The organism is Mesorhizobium sp. B2-4-13, from assembly GCF_006658535.1.
Lineage (GTDB): Bacteria > Pseudomonadota > Alphaproteobacteria > Rhizobiales > Rhizobiaceae > Mesorhizobium > Mesorhizobium australicum.
This window is the reverse complement of the sequence record NZ_VFVB01000005.1, coordinates 199,782-217,424: the sequence shown is the minus strand read 5'-3', so window position 1 is coordinate 217,424 and position 17,643 is coordinate 199,782. Positions and strand designations below refer to the sequence as shown.

19 protein-coding genes are annotated in these 17,643 nt (G+C 64.2%); 10 read left to right on the top strand and 9 right to left on the bottom strand.

Features of this window, described 5'->3' with window-relative positions:
- Positions 1 to 4: 4 nt before the first annotated feature.
- A complete protein-coding gene (locus tag FJ936_RS16175) occupies positions 5 to 1,075 on the bottom strand; it encodes an ABC transporter ATP-binding protein (protein ID WP_140616538.1) in 1,071 nt (356 codons plus the stop codon).
- 2 nt (positions 1,076 to 1,077) lie between these two features.
- On the bottom strand, positions 1,078 to 1,848 hold the full coding sequence (locus FJ936_RS16170) for an SDR family oxidoreductase (protein ID WP_140791456.1): 771 nt from the start codon (positions 1,846 to 1,848) through the stop codon (positions 1,078 to 1,080).
- Between the two features lie 182 nt (positions 1,849 to 2,030).
- Between FJ936_RS16170 and FJ936_RS16165 the strand changes: the two genes are divergently transcribed.
- The 4 genes from FJ936_RS16165 (at position 2,031) to FJ936_RS16145 (ending at position 6,952) form a co-directional block, all read left to right on the top strand.
- On the top strand, positions 2,031 to 3,257 hold the full coding sequence (locus FJ936_RS16165; RefSeq protein WP_140662496.1) for a sugar ABC transporter substrate-binding protein: 1,227 nt from the start codon (positions 2,031 to 2,033) through the stop codon (positions 3,255 to 3,257).
- A gap of 432 nt (positions 3,258 to 3,689) precedes the next feature.
- Positions 3,690 to 4,559 carry a sugar ABC transporter permease gene (locus FJ936_RS16155; RefSeq protein ID WP_015315118.1) on the top strand — a complete coding sequence of 290 codons (870 nt, stop codon included), beginning with the start codon at positions 3,690 to 3,692 and terminating at the stop codon, positions 4,557 to 4,559.
- The gene (locus FJ936_RS16150) at positions 4,556 to 5,380 is read left to right on the top strand and encodes a carbohydrate ABC transporter permease (protein WP_015315119.1); all 825 of its coding nucleotides are present in this window, start codon (positions 4,556 to 4,558) and stop codon (positions 5,378 to 5,380) included. The genes FJ936_RS16155 and FJ936_RS16150 overlap by 4 nt, the downstream gene beginning before the upstream one ends.
- A 78-nt stretch (positions 5,381 to 5,458) precedes the next feature.
- A complete protein-coding gene (locus FJ936_RS16145) occupies positions 5,459 to 6,952 on the top strand; it encodes a M81 family metallopeptidase (protein ID WP_140794012.1) in 1,494 nt (497 codons plus the stop codon).
- Positions 6,953 to 6,977: 25 nt separating this feature from the next.
- On the opposite strand, the gene FJ936_RS16140 is transcribed toward FJ936_RS16145, so the two are convergent.
- From FJ936_RS16140 to FJ936_RS16115, 6 genes are all read right to left on the bottom strand, one after another.
- A complete protein-coding gene (locus FJ936_RS16140; RefSeq protein WP_140794010.1) occupies positions 6,978 to 9,032 on the bottom strand; it encodes a M3 family metallopeptidase in 2,055 nt (684 codons plus the stop codon).
- A gap of 90 nt (positions 9,033 to 9,122) precedes the next feature.
- Positions 9,123 to 9,557, bottom strand: a complete 435-nt coding sequence (locus FJ936_RS16135; RefSeq protein ID WP_140712363.1) for a nuclear transport factor 2 family protein — start codon at positions 9,555 to 9,557, stop codon at positions 9,123 to 9,125.
- Entirely contained in the window at positions 9,554 to 10,198 is a 645-nt protein-coding gene (locus FJ936_RS16130; protein WP_140616544.1) for a carbonic anhydrase, read from the bottom strand. The genes FJ936_RS16135 and FJ936_RS16130 overlap by 4 nt, the downstream gene beginning before the upstream one ends.
- Before the next feature lie 147 nt (positions 10,199 to 10,345).
- Positions 10,346 to 11,137 (bottom strand): DUF429 domain-containing protein, encoded by a 792-nt coding sequence (locus FJ936_RS16125; RefSeq protein ID WP_140794008.1) that lies wholly within the window; start codon positions 11,135 to 11,137, stop codon positions 10,346 to 10,348.
- Positions 11,134 to 12,018 carry a pyridoxal kinase PdxY gene (gene pdxY / locus FJ936_RS16120; protein WP_015315125.1) on the bottom strand — a complete coding sequence of 295 codons (885 nt, stop codon included), beginning with the start codon at positions 12,016 to 12,018 and terminating at the stop codon, positions 11,134 to 11,136. Before pdxY ends, FJ936_RS16125 begins: the two co-directional genes overlap by 4 nt.
- 12 nt (positions 12,019 to 12,030) lie before the next feature.
- Positions 12,031 to 12,282 (bottom strand): hypothetical protein, encoded by a 252-nt coding sequence (locus tag FJ936_RS16115; RefSeq protein ID WP_140794006.1) that lies wholly within the window; start codon positions 12,280 to 12,282, stop codon positions 12,031 to 12,033.
- 163 nt (positions 12,283 to 12,445) lie between these two features.
- On the opposite strand from FJ936_RS16115, the gene FJ936_RS16110 reads away from it, so the two are divergent.
- From FJ936_RS16110 to ppa, 6 genes are all read left to right on the top strand, one after another.
- On the top strand, positions 12,446 to 13,084 hold the full coding sequence (locus FJ936_RS16110) for a LemA family protein (protein ID WP_015315127.1): 639 nt from the start codon (positions 12,446 to 12,448) through the stop codon (positions 13,082 to 13,084).
- 98 nt (positions 13,085 to 13,182) lie between these two features.
- The gene (locus FJ936_RS16105) at positions 13,183 to 13,995 is read left to right on the top strand and encodes a YgcG family protein (RefSeq protein WP_181763145.1); all 813 of its coding nucleotides are present in this window, start codon (positions 13,183 to 13,185) and stop codon (positions 13,993 to 13,995) included.
- 28 nt (positions 13,996 to 14,023) lie between these two features.
- Positions 14,024 to 14,890, top strand: a complete 867-nt coding sequence (locus FJ936_RS16100; protein WP_140790109.1) for a YgcG family protein — start codon at positions 14,024 to 14,026, stop codon at positions 14,888 to 14,890.
- 9 nt (positions 14,891 to 14,899) lie between these two features.
- Positions 14,900 to 15,538: a TPM domain-containing protein gene (locus FJ936_RS16095; RefSeq protein WP_140790107.1), complete on the top strand. Its 639-nt coding sequence runs from the start codon at positions 14,900 to 14,902 to the stop codon at positions 15,536 to 15,538.
- A 244-nt stretch (positions 15,539 to 15,782) separates the two neighbouring features.
- Positions 15,783 to 16,289, top strand: coding sequence for a GNAT family N-acetyltransferase (locus FJ936_RS16090; protein WP_015315131.1), 507 nt, complete (start codon positions 15,783 to 15,785; stop codon positions 16,287 to 16,289).
- A gap of 190 nt (positions 16,290 to 16,479) precedes the next feature.
- Positions 16,480 to 17,013, top strand: a complete 534-nt coding sequence (gene ppa / locus FJ936_RS16085; protein WP_140616548.1) for an inorganic diphosphatase — start codon at positions 16,480 to 16,482, stop codon at positions 17,011 to 17,013.
- A 9-nt stretch (positions 17,014 to 17,022) separates the two neighbouring features.
- On the opposite strand, the gene FJ936_RS16080 is transcribed toward ppa, so the two are convergent.
- Positions 17,023 to 17,616 (bottom strand): hypothetical protein, encoded by a 594-nt coding sequence (locus FJ936_RS16080; protein ID WP_140790105.1) that lies wholly within the window; start codon positions 17,614 to 17,616, stop codon positions 17,023 to 17,025.
- Positions 17,617 to 17,643: the final 27 nt, after the last annotated feature.

The following is a 17,643-nucleotide window of genomic DNA, read 5'->3' as shown; positions in this document are numbered from 1 at the left end:
GTCGTCATCTCAGCGGCAGGCCCGTCGCCGTGTCGAACAGATGGATGTTGCCGGGGTCGACCGAGACCGGCAGCAGGTCGCCCGGCCGCACCGGCACCCGGTCGCGGAACACGGCGCGCACCGTATCGGTGCCAATGGCGCCGTAGACATGGGTTTCGGAGCCGGTCGGCTCGACCACATCAACCTTGAGCGTCATGGCGTCGGTGGCTTCACCGACGATGAAATGCTCCGGCCGGATCCCCGCCTCAACGGCACTGCCTGCCGGCACCGGGTCGCCGGCAAGCGCAAGCCGGCCGCCGCCGACCGACTCGAACCAGGTCGTCCCGGGCGTCGTCTTCAGTGCCCCGGATACAAAACTCATGGACGGCGAGCCGAGGAAGCCGGCGACGAACTTGTTGGCCGGCCTGTCATAGAGCTCCAGCGGCGGCCCGACCTGCTGGATCCTGCCGCGGTCCATCACGACGATGCGGTCGGCCATGGTCATGGCCTCGATCTGGTCGTGGGTGACGTAGACTATGGTGGATTTCAGCCGCTGGTGCAGCGCCTTGATCTCGGTGCGCATCTGCACGCGCAACTGCGCGTCGAGATTGCTGAGCGGCTCGTCGAACAGGAACACCGAGGGTTCGCGAACGATGGCGCGGCCCATGGCGACACGCTGGCGCTGGCCGCCCGAGAGTTGGCGGGGATACCGGTCGAGATAGGAGAACAGGTTGAGGACGCCGGACGCCTTCTTGACCTTCTGGTCGATGGCGGCGCGGCTCTCGCCCCGGATTTTCGGACCGAAGCCGATATTGTCGGAAGCCTTCAGGTGCGGGAACAGCGCGTAGGATTGGAACACCATGGCGATGTTGCGCTGCTGTGGCGGCAGGTCGTTGGCGCGCGTGCCACCGATCAGGAGGTCGCCGGAACTGATGGTCTCCAGGCCCGCCAGCATGCGCAGCAAGGTCGACTTGCCGCAGCCGGACGGACCGACGAGCACGACGAACTCGCCGCTCTTGATGTCGAGGCTGATCTCCTCGAGGATCTTGTGCTGGCCGAAGGATTTCGAGAGGTTGCGAAACTCGACGTCGGTCATGGTCACGCTCCCAGTATGTCGTCGATGAACGGCAGGCAGCCGGCGGTCAGTCCCGCATCCACGGGCATCACCACGCCTGTTACGCCCGAGGCGCGGTCCGAGGCAAGGAAAGCCACCGCTTCGGCGACTTCCGAGGCGTTGACGATGCGGCCGAGCGGATAGAGCCGCTGCAGCTTGCCGATTATGTCAGGGTTCTTGGCAAGGCGATGGTCCCAGGCGGCGGTGCGAATCGATCCGGGGCAGACGACATTGGCGCGCACGCCGCTACGGCCGAGCTCGACGGCGATCGACTTGGCATAGGCGTTGATGCCGGCCTTGGCGGCGGCGTAGGCCGGATTGCCGAAATGCGCGATGGCGTTGACGGAAGAAATGAAGACGACGCTGCCCGAACCGCGTGCAGCCATCGCCTTAACCAGCGGGTCGGCGAAAGTCATCACACCGGTCAGGTTGAGGTCGAGCTCATGTTCGATCGTGTCCGCCGTCAGCGCATCGAGCGTTTCGGCGCGCGTCCAGCCGGCATTGTTGACCAGGATATCTGGCACGCCGTCCCGGTCGAGAACGGCGGCGACCCCCGCCTCGATGGAAGCCCGGTCGAGAAGGTCGAAGACATGCCGCGAGGCAAGGTGCGGGCTCGCCAGCGCCTCCTCTGATTGGTCGCAGCCGACCACCCGCGCGCCCCTGGCGGCCAGCAGTGCGACGATCGCCGAGCCAAGGCCGCCACCGGCGCCGGTGACGACGGCGGTCCTGCCTTCGAATTCGGCTCTCGAAACCACGGCGTTTGCTCCTCCCGCAGGTCAGGCAGATGCCGGAGAGGCTAAAGAACAGGATGTAATTAAGCAACATATTAATCCGCTTGCGTGCGGCGAATTCATCGATAATGTAGGAAAGTCACATAAATCTTGTGCCGGCACCGGCACAAGGAGCGCGAATGCGCGAAACAAATGGGAGAGATCGGATGAACCTTGCGAAATGGACTGCCGGCCTAATGGCCGGAATGGGCATTCTGGCCTTCGCGGCGCAGGCAGAGGCCGGCGAAGTGCGGGTTACCGTCGCCGAATACAGCGCCAAGACCGGTCCGTATTTCGAGCAGGTCAAGAAGGAGTTCGAGGCGAAGAACCCTGGCATCACGGTCAAGTTCGAGGTGGTGCCGTGGGATGTGCTCTTGCAGAAGCTGACCACCGACATCACCGCCGGCACCAACGCCGATCTCTCCATCATAGGCACGCGCTGGCTGATCGACTTCGTCCAGCAGGACGTCGCCGAGCCGCTCGACAGCTACATCACGCCCGAATTCAAGGGTCGCTTCATCGACACCTTCCTGTCGCCCTCGATCATGGGCGGCAAGACCTACGGCCTGCCGATCGCCGCCTCGGCGCGCGCCATGTATTACAACAAGGAGCTGTTCGAGAAGGCCGGCATCGCCAAGCCACCGGCAACCTGGACCGAATTGCAGGAGGATGCTCGCAAGATCAAGGCGCAGGGTGCCTTCGGTTTCGGCCTTCAGGGCAAGGAGATCGAGACCGACGTCTATTACTACTACGCGATGTGGTCGCAGGGCACCGAGATCCTCAACAAGGACGGCACGTCGGGCCTGAGCACGCCGGGCGCGCTCGAAGCGGCCAAGCTCTACAAGTCGATGATCGACGAGGGGCTGACGGAGCCCGGCGTCACCTCCAACAATCGCGAGGACGTGCAGAACCTGTTCAAGCAGGGCAAGGTCGGCATGATGATCACGGCGCCCTTCCTGTCCAACCAGATCAAGGACGAGGCGCCGAGCCTCAAATATGGCGTTGCCGCCATTCCGGCCGGTCCGACCGGTGCGCGCGGCACCTATGGCGTCACAGACTCCATGATCATGTTCAAGAACTCCAAGAACAAGGACGAGGCCTGGAAGCTGATGGACTTCCTGTTCACCACGGAACAGCGCGCCAAGTTCACGCAGGGCGAAGGCTTCCTGCCGGTGAACAAGGAAGAGGCCAAGATGGACTATTACGTCAACAACGCCGACCTGGCCGCCTTTACCGCCCTGCTGCCGGATGCCCGTTTCGCGCCGGTCATCCCAGGCTGGGAAGAAGTTGCCCAGATCACGTCGGATGCCATGCAAAAGATCTATCTCGGCGGCGATCCCGAGGCAGGCTTGAAGGAAGCGGCGGCGAAGGCCAACGCAGTGCTGAAGAAGTAGGGGCCGCGCCCCACAAATAGGGCGTATCTCCCTGCGCCCGTGGCGCGCCCCCGACTCAGGTGGGGCGCGCCACATTTCCAAAACAGACATTTGGCTGCGCTCCACGTAAATAACGAAGACTGACAAGCAACCACTTTGGACGAATTGTCGACGTCAGCGCCGCCCCTCATTGCCCTGCCGGGCATTTCTCCCCGTATAGAGACGGGGAGAAAGGGCGGCCGGCATCTCGGAGCCCTTTCTGGACGCTGGTGACTGGCGAAAGCGGTGATGAAAGCTCCCCTCTCTCCGTCTCTATACGGGGAGAGGATGCCGGCAGGCAGGTGAGGGCGGCGCCGACGCCGGGGAAGAGTTCGAAACCGAGCGCCTGGGAAGAACAGGTCAACTGGCCAACCAGCGCTACTGATGCCTCGCAACGCGGTGTAAAATCAGCCGATGCAAAATCGCTTCCTGCCCTACCTCCTGACCTTGCCCAGTCTGTTCCTGGCGGCGGTGGTCATCTTCTGGCCGGTCTGGGACCTGATCCAGATCGCCACGCATGACGTCAATCGCTTTGGTCAGCTGCGCGAGTTCAGCGGTCTGGCCAATTTCGCCGCGCTGGCCGCGGATCCCGACTTCGTCGCCGCGCTCTGGCGCACGGGGCTGTGGACGGTGCTGGTGGTCGGCGGCGCGCTGCTGCTCTCGGTCCCGGTGGCGATGATCCTCAACACCGATTTCTATGGGCGTGGCCTTGCCCGCGTCATCATCATGCTGCCCTGGGCAGTGTCGCTGACCATGACGGCCGTGGTCTGGCGCTGGGCGCTGAGCGGTGAAAGCGGCATGCTGAATTCGGCGCTGATCGGACTTGGCCTGATCGACCACAACATCCAGTGGCTTGCGAGCGCCGAGACGGCGTTTCCGATGCAGGTGCTGATCGGCATATTGGTGACGGTGCCGTTCACCACGACGATCTTTCTCGGCGGCCTGTCGTCGATCCCGGACGATCTCTACGAGGCGGCGGCGCTCGAAGGGGCAACGCCGCTGCAGCAGTTCCGCGAGATCACCTTTCCGCTCCTGAAACCCTTCATCAACATCGCCATTGTGCTCAACACCATCTACGTCTTCAACTCGTTCCCGATCATCTGGGTGATGACGCAGGGCGGGCCGGCCAACTCGACCGACATACTGGTCACCCACCTCTACAAGCTGGCATTCCGTATCGGCAAACTCGGCGAGGCGTCGGCGGTCTCGCTGGTGATGTTCGCCATATTGCTGATCTTCACCATGATCTATGTGCGCCTTGCGATGCGGGAGCAGCGCGCATGAAGGCCAAGCTGAAGCGCACCATCATCGCCTGGCTGCTGCTGGCGCCCTTGATCGTGGTGACGATCTTTCCCTTCGCGGTGATGTTCCTGACAGCGGTCAAGCCGCGTACCGAAGTGCTGACGCCGACCTGGTGGCCGAGCGAGTTCCGGTGGTCGAATTTTGCCGACATGTGGGTGGCGACAGGCTTCGGCCGGGCGCTGGCCAATTCGCTCTATGTGTCTGTCATCGCCACCGTTGGCGCCATCCTCATATCCGTCCCGGCGGCCTATGCCATGTCGCGCTTCCGCTTTGCCGGCTATGGAGCGTTCCGCCAGTTCCTGCTGATCTCACAGATGATCTCGCCGATCGTGCTGGTGCTCGGCCTGTTCCGGCTGATGGCTGCCTGGGGACTGGTCGAATCGACCACCGCGCTCGGCTTCATCTACATGGCCTTCAACGTCGCCTTCACCGTGTGGATGCTGCAGAGCTATTTCGACACCATTCCGCGCGACCTCGAGGAGGCGGCCTGGATGGAAGGCGCCGGCCGCTGGCTGACGCTGCGAAAAGTGTTCCTGCCGCTCTGCCTGCCGGCGATCGCGGTGACGGCGATCTTCACCTTCATCAACGCCTGGAACGAATTCGTCGTGGCGCTCACCATGCTGCGCAGCCAGGAGAGCTATACGCTGCCGATCCAGGTGTTCTCGCTGGTTGCCGGGCGCTACACGATCGAATGGCACCATGTGATGGCGGCGACGCTGCTGGCGACGCTGCCGGTGGCGATCCTGTTCATCTGGCTGCAGCGCTATCTTGTCCGGGGCTTGGCGCTCGGGGCTGTCAAATAGCAATCCCAGCAGTTCCAGGAAAAGTGCCCAGCGGTTATCCGTCCGGAATTGCGAAAACAAGAAGTCCACGGAGTTTTCATGCGTATCTTCACCGCCTCGCTGGCGACGGAAACCAACACCTTCTCGCCGGTGCCAACCGACCGGGCCTCTTTCGAGATGGCGTTCTATGCCGGGCCGGGCAAGCATCCGGAAACGCCGACCCTGTGCTCCTCGCCGATCGTGGCGCTGCGCCGCCGCGCGGCCGCCGAAGGCCTGACCGTGATCGAAGGCACCGCCACCTGGGCAGAGCCCGGCGGCCTCGTGCAGCGGCAGACCTATGAGGCGCTCCGCGACGAAATCCTCGGCCAGCTCAAGGCCGCCTTGCCGGTCGATGCCGTCATTCTGGGCCTGCACGGTGCCATGGTGGCGCAAGGCTATGACGACTGCGAGGGCGACCTGCTGGAGCGCGTGCGTGGCATTGTCGGGCCTGAGGTGGTGATTGCCTGCGAGTTCGATCCGCACAGCCATCTGACGCCGAAGCGCGTGGCGGCGTCCGACATCATGGCCTATTTCCTCGAATTCCCGCACACCGATTTCTACGAGCGCGGCGAGCATGTGGTCGCGCTTGGCCTGGCCGCGGCGCGCGGCGAGATCAAGCCGGTCATCTCAACCTTCGACTGCCGCATGATCCAGGTGCTGCCGACCAGCCGCGAACCGATGCGCTCCTTCGTTGACCGCATCAAGGCGCTGCACGGCAAGGACGGCGTGCTGTCGGTCTCGGTCATCCACGGCTTCATGGCCGCCGACGTGCCCGAAATGGGCACGCGCATCCTTGTCGTTACCGACAATGACAAGGCCAAGGGCGATGCGCTGGCGGAGCGGCTTGGACGCGAGCTCTATGCCATGCGCGAAACGACCGCGATGACGATGCTGAGTACGGCCGACGGCATCGATCGGGCGCTGGCCGTGCGCAAGGAAAGACCGGGCAAGCCGGTGGTCATTGCCGATATCTGGGACAATCCCGGCGGCGGCGTTCCCGGCGACGGCACCTTCGTGCTGCGCCAGATGCTGGCGCGGGGCCTGGACAAGTTCGGCGTGGCGACGATCTGGGATCCGATCGCGGTGACTTTCTGCCAGGCTGCCGGCGAGGGTGCCGTCATCGACCTGCGTTTCGGCGGCAAAGCCGGCCCGCAGGCGGGCGAACCGATCGATGCACGCGTCAAGGTACTGAAAGCGGTTGCCGAGGGCTGGCAGAGTTTTGGCCCGAGCCGGGTGACATTGGGACCATCAGCGGTGGTGCGCATCGAGGGCACCGAAGTCGATGTGATCCTGAACACCAACCGCACCCAGACCTTCGAGCCGGATGTCTTCTCCAACATCGGCGTCGATCCGCTGTCGAAAGACATTTTGCTGATCAAGTCGACAAACCATTTCTACGCCGGCTTCGAGCCGATCGCCGCCGAGATCATCTATGTCGCGGCGCCGAGTTCCTATCCCAGCAATCCGGCGGCGACGAATTACACGAAGCTGACGCGGCCGGTGTGGCCAAGGGTAAAGGATCCTTGGGTCGGCAGCCAAGGACAACGAGGTTAACGTCGGCGCCGACTTCGGCGATTGCCTACACCAATCCGCGCTTGACCATCATCGCTTCCGGCGACGGCATTTTGCCGCGAAACGCCGTGTAGAGCTCTTCCGGATCCTTCGAGCCGCCGGCGGCGTAGATGTTCTTCCTCAGCCGCTCGGCCAGCGCCGGGTTGAAGGGGTCTCCGGTTTCCTCGAAGGCGGCGAAAGCATCGGCGTCCAGCACCTCCGACCACATGTAGGAATAGTAGCCGGCCGAATAGCCCTCGCCGGCGAAGACATGGCCAAAATGCGGGGTGCGATGGCGCATGGCGATCGTATCCGGCATATGCAGCGTCGCAAGCGTTTCGGCTTCGAAACGAAGCGGCTCTTCCGGCGCGTCGGGCCGTGCATGGTAGGCCATGTCCATCAAGGCAGAGGCGGTGAACTCGACGGTGGCGAAGCCGGCGCCGAAGGTGCGCGTGGCCAGCATCTTGTCGAGCAGCGCCTTCGGCATCGGCTTGCCGGTCTTGACATGCAGCGCGTGCTTTTCCAGAACCGCCGGCACCGTCAGCCAGTGCTCGTAGAGCTGCGAGGGCAGTTCGACAAAGTCGCGGCTGACCGAGGTGCCTGACACCGACGGCCAGGTGACGTCGGTCAGCATGCCATGCAGCGCATGGCCGAATTCGTGGAATAAGGTCTTCGCTTCGTCGACCGACAGCAAAGCCGGTTCGCCCGCTGGCGGCTTGGCGAAGTTCATGATGTTGTAGATCACCGGCTTCGAGCCATGGCCAAGCTTGTAACCGGACTTCAGCGCGCTCATCCAGGCGCCGGAGCGTTTTGACGGCCGCGCGAAATAGTCGGCGAGGAACAGGCCGCGCTCACTGCCGTCGGCATTTTTGACCACGAAGACGCGCGCGTCCGGATGCCAGGCGGCGATGCCTTTCTTCTCCTCGAACGTGACGCCGAACAACCGTGTCGCGACGTCGAAGCAGGCGTCAATGACGCGGTCGAGCTGCAGATAGGGTTTCAGCTCCGCTTCGTCGAAAGCGAACTTCTCGGCGCGCAGCTTCTCCTGGTAGAAGCGCCAGTCCCAGGCGGCGAATTTTTCGTTGCTGCCGGCCTCGGCTGCCAGACGCTCCAGCTCCTTCTGGTCGGCGGCGGCTTTTTCCAATGCCTTTTCCCAAACCGGGTCGAGCAGTGCGTGCACCGCCTTCGGTGTCTTGGCCATGGTGTCGTCGAGCTTGAGCGCGGCGAAGGAGGCGTAGCCGAGCAGCTTCGCCTTTTCGGCGCGCAGCTTCAGCATGTCGCGCACCACGGACGTGTTGTCGGACGCACCGCCGTTCTGGCCGCGCATGGTGAAGGCGCGATAGGCGATCTCGCGCAGGTCGCGGCGTTCGGAGAAGGTTGTGAACGGCTCATAGATCGAGCGCGACAGGGTGACGGCGTAGCGGCCCTTCTGGCCGCGCATCTCGGCGGCCTCGGCCATCGAGCTTTTCACGAAATCCGGCAGGCCGGCGAGATCGGCCTCGTCGAGGAACAGCGCCCAGTCGCGCTCGTCGGCCAGCACGTTCTGACCGAAAGTCGTGCCGAGCGACGACAGCTCCTCGTTGATTTTGGCCAGCCGCGTCTTGCCGTCCGCGTCGAGCTTGGCGCCGGAACGGACGAAGCCTTTCCAGGTCTTCTCCAGGACGCGCAGCGTCTCGGGATCGAGGTCAAGGCTCTCGCGGCGCCGGTAGAGATCGTCGATGCGGGCAAACAGCTTCTCGTTCATCGAGATGGCCGAGAAGTGCCGCGACATCTTCGGCGAAATATCACGCTCCAGGGCCTGGATGGTCTCGTTGGTGTGGGCGCCGGCGCGGCACCAGAAGATCGACGAGACATGATCCAGCGCCTCGCCGCCGAGTTCAAGCGCGGCAAGCGTGTTCTCGACGCTCGGCGTATCCTTGTTGCTTGATATCGCATCGATCTCGGCCTCATGCGCCTTCAGCGCGGCGTCGAAGACGGGAGAAAAATCACCGTCGCCAATATGGGCGAAATCGGGCAGGCCGAGCGGCCCTCGCCACGCGGTCAACGGATGGGCGGCGAGATCGACGGCTTTCGGAGAGGGCATGGAGGGTCTTTCGCTGGCGTCAGGAAGGAGGGTGTCACCGATGTAGGGCGCGGTCCGCGGGCCCGCAATATGCCAGTTGGCCGCTCCGCCTCAGTAGCCCTCGCAGTTTTCAGCGATTGCCGCCTGCGAACTGGCGGTGATGCGGTTGTCGCTCACCGCGAAGGTCTCCTGCATCAACATATCATTGTCGGGGAAGTCGTAGCAGGCGATCACGGTGGTGACCCCACCTTCGGTCTTCTCGATGCGGTGGCGGATCGCAGCTCCCGCAACCGCACCTTTCCATTCGTCGAGCGAGGCGATGAATTCCTGCTTGCTCTGGACAACGCCGAGGTCGTCGAGCTTGATGCGGACGTCGTCGGCGAGCAGGTCCGCCAGCTCGGTGCGATCGGCGACCAGCAGCGCCGAATACCAGCGGCTTATGATGGCGCGGTCATCGGCGCGAGCGGCAACGATCGCTATCATCAGCGCGGCCGCCGAGAAAACGACCGGCCGGACGCTCATCGCCTGGCGCGCCCTACCCTTCATTCCAGCACCGGCCGCTCGAAATCGCCGGTCTCCTTGTTCATCACCCAGAGCTCGCCGGTCGAAATGTCGAACCAGGCTCCGTGCAATGACAGCCGCCCCTTGCCCTCGAGGATCGAGACGCAGGGAAAGGTCCTGAGATTGGCGAGGGAGTAGCGGATCGAGATGCGCTCCAGGGCCGTCTGGCGTTCCGTCGCCGTCATGAAGGTGCTGGCCGACACCGTCTCGGCGGCCGGCGCGATCAGGCTCATCCACTTGCCGATGAAGTCGCCGGGAGATAGCGGCGCGGAGTTGGTGTCGAGCGCGGCCCGGATGCCGCCGCAGCGGCCGTGGCCCATGACCACGATGTTCTTGACCTTGAGGCTCTGCACCGCGAATTCGAGCGCGGCCGAGGTCGAATGGAACTCGCCGTCCGGCTCGTAAGGCGGCACCAGATTGCCGACATTGCGCAGCACGAAGAGTTCGCCGGGGCCGGCGTCGAAGATCGCCTCGGGCGCGGATCGCGAGTCGCAACAGGCGACGATCATGGTCTCGGGCGCCTGGCCTTCGCGGGCGAGCTCGCGATAGCGGCCGCTCTCGGTGAGGTAGCGGCCGTTCATGAAATTGCGGTAGCCGGCGAGGAGGTGTTCGGGAAGATGAGGCATGGGCGGCTAAGGCCTTTCCGGGTTGGAGGCGGCAGCTCGTTGCGGTCGAGGAAAGCCTCTAACGGCAAAAACCCGTTACGAGCAATGCAGAATTGTAGGGGCTAGCTATAAATGCCATGCGCCAGAGCGGGACGCCCGCCGACATTGTCACGCCCAAATGGCGACCGGTATGCCAAAACCGTCAGCGCGAGGCGGGTCGGGAAACGGCTTCGCGTCGCCGCTGGCGATGCGGCCGGCAATCAGCATCATGGCCGCCGCATCGAGGAAATCGTCGGCGGCCGCACCACGTGGCGGCAGCTGGTCGAGGAAATCCATGTCATAGCCGTGCCGGCAAAGCAGCGCCTTGCGCTCCGCCATGCCGGCCAGATTGACGCTGCCCTTGATCTTCTTCGGCAACCGCATGGCCTGATCGCCGTTCAGGCGACAGAAGGCGACTTCCGGATGCGATTCGAAGATGCGGCCGCGCAGTTCGGGCCGCGCGATCAGCAATGTGTCGATCTCGCGGATTTTCGAAAAGATGCCGAAGGCCTGGATGGAAACGCCGCGCGGCGGGTTGGATGTGGCCTTGGCCGCTTCGCTTGCCCTGATATGCGCCGCGTACCAGGCTTCGATCGTGGTGAAGTCGCTGGTGTCGGCATAGAGCGCGGCACGGGACGGAATCGAGAAGACGCTGGACTGGCGAGCGCCAAGCAGCGGCCGCACCAGCGCTTCCGGCCCGCGTCCGCCCTTTTGCGAAAATTCCGGTAGACCGATCGGCATGTCGACGGCGACGATCGCGTCATCGGGGATCGCCGCCAGCAGGGCGGCGAACGAAGGGAAGACATCGACCGAAGGCGCCGTATCCGGGTCACGACGTGTCGAACCGGGTTCGCTCCGCACGGCGATCCAGCCGGCCTTGCAGCCATCGGCGCCGACGAGCACGACCTTGGCCGGGGTCACGCCCGGCGATCCCGCCCCGGATGCGTGAGGTGGCGAAGCTGGACCATGGCCATCGGGTGCGACAGGCTCTGCGCGTCGGTTTCGAGCTGCAACTCGTCGCCGCCGCGTTTTGCGGTGCGCGCCAGGATTTCGTAGACCGCCGCCGTCGTCGACTGCAGCGCCTTGATCGCCGGCTGGCCGGACAGGATGCGCGCCAGGTAGACCGCTGCCGTCAAGTCGCCAAGGCCGTTCGGCGGCTTGTCGATCAGGCGGTGTTCGGCCAGCAGCGCCTGGGTGCCGTCGAGCAGCAGATTGCCTGTTCCGCCTGACATCATCGACGGTGCCGAGGTGACCAGCATGGTCGATGGTCCGGCGTGGAGTGCGGCCGAGATCACCGATTTCAGATCGGGCAGCGGCGCGCCGGCCATCCATTCCAGCTCATAGCGGTTGGGGGTGGCGATGTCGGCGATCGGCATCAGCCGGTCGCGCATGGCGGCGGCGGTGGGCTCGGGCACGTAGAGGCCGCCGGAATCACCCATCACCGGATCGCAGATATAGACGGCATCGGGCGTCCTCGCCTTGACCGCGGCGACCAGCGAGGCGACCGCCTCGGCCTGGCCGGCCTCGCCGAGATAGCCCGACAGCACGGCCCCGACCTCACCCAGCCACGGCGCGCGCTCCAGATCGGCCATCAGAGCCTTGAACTGGTCGAGCGGCGGCACGATGCGGGTCGCGCGGCCATGGCCGGGATGCCAGGGCAGGGTGACCGTAGGTACGGCCCAGACCGGAAAGCCCAGTGTCTCCAGCGCGAAGACGGCCGCGCGGTTGCCGACGGAGCCGCGGGCGACATGGCTGGATATGACGATGACCGCGCGCGGCGCGTCGGCTTTTTCGGCGCTCATTGTTTTTTATTCCTAGCTGCCCCGGGTGAGGAAAAGCACGAGCCAGACCATCAGGCCCAGCGCCAGAAGCAGGCCGAGTATCCTGCCAACACGCGTGCCCCAGACTTCGATCGGATCCGTGCGATCGGCATCGGCCGCGGAGACGTGGTCGCGCATGCCTTTCGTCGTCCGTGCCACGAAAGAATTGCCGCCCGGATCGGTCTCCTGCGCGACGCGCTGGAGGATACGGCGCGATTCGCTGTCGCTGTCCTGGCGTTTCGCCATGATGATATCCCGTTCTGATCGAACCTTATCGCGTTCACCAGGCCAATCACAGGGCCTTGGGCGGGCACAATTCATGCCGAGCCTGCTTCAGAGGCCGAGGCCGTTTTCTTGCGCGCCGATTGTGGTAATGCTTCGGATGCAACTTCTATCGAGGGATCCCTTCATGCTTGCCCAGCGCCTTGCTCGACCATCGACATTTCGCACGTTGCCCGCCTTCCTGATGATGGCAATCGTGCTGCCGCTGCTTGCCGGCTGCGGCTACAACACGATCCCGACGGCGGAAGAAAACGCCAGGGCGGCATGGAGCGAGGTGTTGAACCAGTATCAGCGCCGCGCCGACCTCATTCCCAATCTGGTCGAGACGGTCAAGGGCTATGCCTCGCATGAAAAGGACACGCTCGACGCGGTTGTCCAAGCGCGCGCCAAGGCGACGCAGATCACGGTGACGCCCGAAACGCTGAAGGATCCGGAAGCCCTCAAGAAGTTTCAGGATGCCCAGGCCGGGCTGACCAGCGCGCTGTCGCGGCTGATCGCGGTGTCGGAAGCCTATCCCGACCTCAAGGCCAACCAGAATTTCCTGGCGCTGCAGGCGCAGCTCGAAGGCACGGAGAACCGCATCGCGGTGGCGCGGCGCGACTACATCCAGGCGGTCAGGGACTACAATTTGACGCTGAAGACCTTCCCGTCGGTACTGTGGGCGACATTCTGGTTCCGCGGCAACGAGCCCTTCGCCAACTTCACCGTCGACGAAGACAAGATGCAGCCGCCGAAGGTCGATTTCGGCACGAAGCAGGGCGGGTGAACGGCGACTGTCCTCGGAACGAATTCCCGAAAAGACGGACCGCCGGCGTGCAAACACCCCCCTCTGTCCTGCCGGACATCTCCTCCTCAAGGGGGGCGCTGCGGAACGCCCACCTTTCCTTTCTTGGCCTTCTTGCCGGCATCCTCTTCCTCCCGTTCGCCGCCTTCGCCGCCGATCTTCCGGCGCTGACCGGCCGCGTCGTCGACAATGCCGGCATCATCGATGCCGGCACACGTGCGGCGCTGACCCAAAAACTCGCCGACTTCGAAACCAAGGGCTCGGACCAGATCGTCGTCGCCACCGTTCCCAGCCTCGGCGGCGAGGAGATCGAGCCCTACGCCAACCGGCTGTTCCGCTTCTGGAAGCTCGGCCAGGCCAAGGAGAACAACGGCGTCCTGCTTTTGGTCGCGCCAAACGACCGCAAGATGCGCATCGAGGTCGGGTACGGGTTGGAAGGCACGCTGACCGACCTGCACACCAAACTGATCATCGAGAACGACATGGTGCCGGCCTTCCGCGCCGGCGATTTCCCGGGCGGCATCTCCAAGGCCGTCGACGACATGATCATGGTGCTGGAGGGCAATCCGGAAGAACTGGAAGCGCGCGGCAAGCGCAACGAGCAGGCACCATTCAATTCCGACGACCTGTTCTTCGCCATTTTTATCGGCATCTGGGCGATCATTTTCTTCGGCAGCATCGCGGCCTCGGTCCTGCCGCCGATCTTCGGCCAGAAACTCGGGCCCGGACGCTATCGCTGGCTCGGCATGACCTTCGAGCCGCACCGGCGATCATCGTCCGGCGGCTGGTCGTCCGGCGGCGGCGGTTGGTCCTCCGGCGGTTGGTCCTCCGGTGGCGGTTTTTCCGGCGGCGGCGGTTCGTCCGGCGGCGGCGGCTCCTCGGGAAGCTGGTAAGGCCATGGTAAGGGCTGCCGTCCCTTCAATGCCTGGCCAATGCGCGGCGCGGCTGCGCCTGGCCTTGATCATCCTGGCGTCTCTGCTGCTTGCCTCGGTCACCGCCGTGGCCGCCGACCTTCCGGCTCTCACCGGCCGCGTGGTCGACAATGCCGGCATCATCGATGCCGGCACACGTGCGGCGCTGACCCAAAAACTCGCCGACTTCGAAACCAAGGGCTCGGACCAGATCGTCGTCGCCACCATTCCCAGCCTCGGCGGCGAGGAGATCGAGCCCTACGCCAACCGGCTGTTCCGCTTCTGGAAGCTCGGCCAGGCCAAGGAGAACAACGGCGTCCTGCTTTTGGTCGCGCCAAACGACCGCAAGATGCGCATCGAGGTCGGGTACGGGTTGGAAGGCACGCTGACCGACCTGCACACCAAGTTGATCATCGAGAACGACATGGTGCCGGCCTTCCGCGCCGGCGATTTCCCGGGTGGCATCTCCAAGGCCGTCGACGACATGATCATGGTGCTGAACGGCAATCCGGAGGAGTTGGAGGCGCGCGGCCGGCGCAATCCCGCCGACAGCAGCACCCCCATGGATCCGGTCGTCGCGGTGTTCCTGATCCTGTGGGCGACGATGTTCTTCGGTGGCCTGGCAATGGCCTTCCTGCCGCCGATGTTCGGCACAAAGCTGTCGCCGGGCGTGTATCGATGGCTGGGCATGACGTTTCGTTATGGCCAGGGTGCGGGCGGATCATCCGGAACCAGCGGCTGGACGACAAGGTCGTCGGGCGGCGGCTGGTCCTCGGGTGGTTCCGGCAGTGGCTGGTCGTCGGGATCAAGCAGTGGCGGCGGGTTTTCCGGTGGCGGCGGCTCGTCCGGCGGTGGCGGTTCTTCAGGAAGCTGGTGAGACAAGATCATGGCGACACGACCGATCAGCCCGCAGGATCATGAGCGCATCGCCGCTGCGATCCGCGCCGCCGAAGCGCAAACCGACGGCGAGATCTACTGCGTCGTGGCGCATGCCAGCGATGGCTACTTAGCTCCCGCAGCCTTGATGGCGACCCTCGGCATGCTGGTCGTCAGCCTCGCGGTCGCCTATGGGCTGGAGGCCTGGTGGCTCACCATCCGCCTGCCACATTTCGTCATCGCTCAGTTGCTGGCCATGGCCTGCGTGCTGGCCCTGTTGTGGACGCTGCCCGGCCTGCGCATCCATATGGTGCCGCGTCGGCTGCGCTATCAGGCTGCGCACGCCAATGCGCTCAAGCAGTTCCTCGCCCGCAACGTCCACCGCACCACGGCGCGCACCGGCGTGCTGATCTTCGTCTCGATCGCCGAGCGCTACGCCGAAGTGCTCGCCGATTCGGGCATCGCTGCCAAGGTCGGCCAGCATGTCTGGGACGGCGTGGTGCGCGATCTGACCGCGCATGCCGGCCACGATCGGCTTGCCGACGGTTTCGTCAAGGCGATCGAGGGGGTCGGGGCCGTGCTGGCCGAGCACTTCCCGGTCACTTCGGGCGATATCAACGAGCTCGACGACCATCTGGTCGAAATCTGAAAAGCCCTACCTGCAAACGCTACTCAGCCGGACGCCTGACGCGGCTTTCTGCGCTTCCGATGCCTACGGACCTAAAAGTCCGCTGCGCTTCGGTACTCGAAAGCCGCGCCATCCGCCTCGGCTGAGCGCGTTTTCAGGCAGGCTTTGGCCAATGTCGGCAGTGTCATGATCGTCTGTGCGAAAGCGGACCATCGGCCGCCGGGACTCTTGCAATCGGGCGATGCGGGTTTATGGTTAACAAATCATGAATACGCTGACGATCGACATTCGGAAGGCAGACCCGCGCGATGCCGGCGCCATCGCCGAAGTGCACCTCGAGGCTTGGCGCGGCGCGTATAGCGGAATCATTCCGCACCGCACGCTGACATCTATGATCAACCGTCGCGGAAGCGACTGGTGGGCCAACGCTATCCGCCGCGCCGCCACCGTCCTGGTCGTCGAGATCGGCGGCACGATCGCCGGCTACGCGACGATCGGCAAGAACCGCGCCAAGGAACTCAAGCAGCAGGGCGAGATCTACGAATTGTACCTGCGCCCGGAATATCAGGGCATCGGGCTCGGCAGGCGGCTGTTTTCGGCGGCCAGGGCACGTCTCGCCGACCATGGGCTGAAAGGCATGGTGGTGTGGGCGCTGGAAGACAATCAGAACGCACTTGCCTTCTATGCCGGGGCCGGCGGCCGCGACATCGCCGAAGGGGTCGAGATTTTCGAGCAGAAGGCGCTGAAGAAGGTCGCCTTCGTCTGGGAGTGACCGCCTGGGGATAATCGCGGAACGCGTGGTCCCGGGCTCACGCACATCACGACCTTGAAACATCTTGTGCCGATGATTGAACGGGTCGACCGCCATCGCGTCTCGCCGGACGCCTGTAAGCACCATTCGCCGCATTGCACCATTTTGCGCCGCCCGCTATCTCCTGCCGACCGAGAGAGGGACAAAAGACATGCGCATCGAAGCCATAGCCACCGGAAAGAATCCGCCTGAGGACGTCAATGTCATCATCGAGGTGCCGATCGGCGGCGAGCCGATCAAGTACGAGATGGACAAGGAGGCCGGCACGCTGTTCGTCGACCGCTTCCTGCACACCTCGATGCGCTACCCCGGCAATTACGGTTTCGTGCCGCACACGCTGTCGGGCGACGGCGACCCGATTGACGTGCTGATCTGCAACACCCGCGCTTTGGTGCCGGGCTGCGTGATCAACGTGCGGCCGATCGGCGTGCTGATCATGGAAGACAATGCCGGCCAGGACGAAAAGATCATCGCGGTGCCGTCACCGAAGCTGACACTGCGCTACGAGAACGTCACCGAATACACGCAGCTGCCCGACATCACGCGCCAGCAGGTGCAGCACTTCTTCGAGCACTACAAGGATCTGGAACCCGGCAAATGGGTCAAGATCGAGGGCTGGCATGATTCCAAATACGCCAAGAAGATGATCATGGACGCGATCGACCGGGCGAAGGCGAGCAAGTAGCTCGAGCGGTCAGTTATCGACCCGGCCGAAAGCCGGCACGTCGCCAATCACCACGCGCTTGTCCTTGCCGCAGGCGAAGCCTTTCGCCTTCTCGTCGGCGATCTTGCGCGCCTGGTCGTTGGCGGCGGGGTTACCGGTGGCCAACACCAGGCCGACGGTGCAGCCGTCCCGGGCGTCCATCTGGGCGACCTTGGCGACGAGCAGCACCTCGGTCTTCTTGGTCTCGTCCTCGCCATTGCTGATCGAGCGGCGGTGGATGACCGCGAACGGCACGGCTTTGTCGCCATTGGTTTCGACGCGCCACTCGACCTTGGCTCCGGACGAATTCAAGGCGGAAAAACTTTCCCAGCTGGACGTCATGTCGCCGCCGGGCGGAAAACCATAGAACAGCGATTCGCGGGCGTCGTCATATCCGACCAGCACGGGATAGCCGCGATAGCCGGAGCAGGCGAGGTCGGCCCAGTCGCCGTCGCCCTGCCCGGCCTGCGCATAGGTCACGCAGTCCTTCTTCCAGTCGAGGTCGGTGTAGGTGCTGGATATGTCGCCGGCCTGTGCCGCCTGGCAAAGGCCGGCGAAGGTGAGCGGGATCAACAGGCTGCGCATGGCGGAGATCTCAGTTGGAGGTCGTCC

What these genes read in the sequence shown, in the direction of transcription:
- FJ936_RS16110 (WP_015315127.1), top strand. Translation starts at nt 12,446, where the DNA reads ATGCTTGCCCAGCGCCTTGCTCGACCATCGACATTTCGCACGTTGCCC.
- ppa (WP_140616548.1), top strand. Translation starts at nt 16,480, where the DNA reads ATGCGCATCGAAGCCATAGCCACCGGAAAGAATCCGCCTGAGGACGTC.
- FJ936_RS16130 (WP_140616544.1), bottom strand. Translation starts at nt 10,198, where the DNA reads ATGCCTCATCTTCCCGAACACCTCCTCGCCGGCTACCGCAATTTCATG.
- FJ936_RS16150 (WP_015315119.1), top strand. Translation starts at nt 4,556, where the DNA reads ATGAAGGCCAAGCTGAAGCGCACCATCATCGCCTGGCTGCTGCTGGCG.
- FJ936_RS16175 (WP_140616538.1), bottom strand. Translation starts at nt 1,075, where the DNA reads ATGACCGACGTCGAGTTTCGCAACCTCTCGAAATCCTTCGGCCAGCAC.
- pdxY (WP_015315125.1), bottom strand. Translation starts at nt 12,018, where the DNA reads ATGAGCGCCGAAAAAGCCGACGCGCCGCGCGCGGTCATCGTCATATCC.
- FJ936_RS16135 (WP_140712363.1), bottom strand. Translation starts at nt 9,557, where the DNA reads ATGAAGGGTAGGGCGCGCCAGGCGATGAGCGTCCGGCCGGTCGTTTTC.
- FJ936_RS16115 (WP_140794006.1), bottom strand. Translation starts at nt 12,282, where the DNA reads ATGGCGAAACGCCAGGACAGCGACAGCGAATCGCGCCGTATCCTCCAG.
- FJ936_RS16145 (WP_140794012.1), top strand. Translation starts at nt 5,459, where the DNA reads ATGCGTATCTTCACCGCCTCGCTGGCGACGGAAACCAACACCTTCTCG.
- FJ936_RS16100 (WP_140790109.1), top strand. Translation starts at nt 14,024, where the DNA reads ATGCCTGGCCAATGCGCGGCGCGGCTGCGCCTGGCCTTGATCATCCTG.
- FJ936_RS16155 (WP_015315118.1), top strand. Translation starts at nt 3,690, where the DNA reads ATGCAAAATCGCTTCCTGCCCTACCTCCTGACCTTGCCCAGTCTGTTC.
- FJ936_RS16090 (WP_015315131.1), top strand. Translation starts at nt 15,783, where the DNA reads ATGAATACGCTGACGATCGACATTCGGAAGGCAGACCCGCGCGATGCC.
- FJ936_RS16080 (WP_140790105.1), bottom strand. Translation starts at nt 17,616, where the DNA reads ATGCGCAGCCTGTTGATCCCGCTCACCTTCGCCGGCCTTTGCCAGGCG.
- FJ936_RS16140 (WP_140794010.1), bottom strand. Translation starts at nt 9,032, where the DNA reads ATGCCCTCTCCGAAAGCCGTCGATCTCGCCGCCCATCCGTTGACCGCG.
- FJ936_RS16165 (WP_140662496.1), top strand. Translation starts at nt 2,031, where the DNA reads ATGAACCTTGCGAAATGGACTGCCGGCCTAATGGCCGGAATGGGCATT.
- FJ936_RS16095 (WP_140790107.1), top strand. Translation starts at nt 14,900, where the DNA reads ATGGCGACACGACCGATCAGCCCGCAGGATCATGAGCGCATCGCCGCT.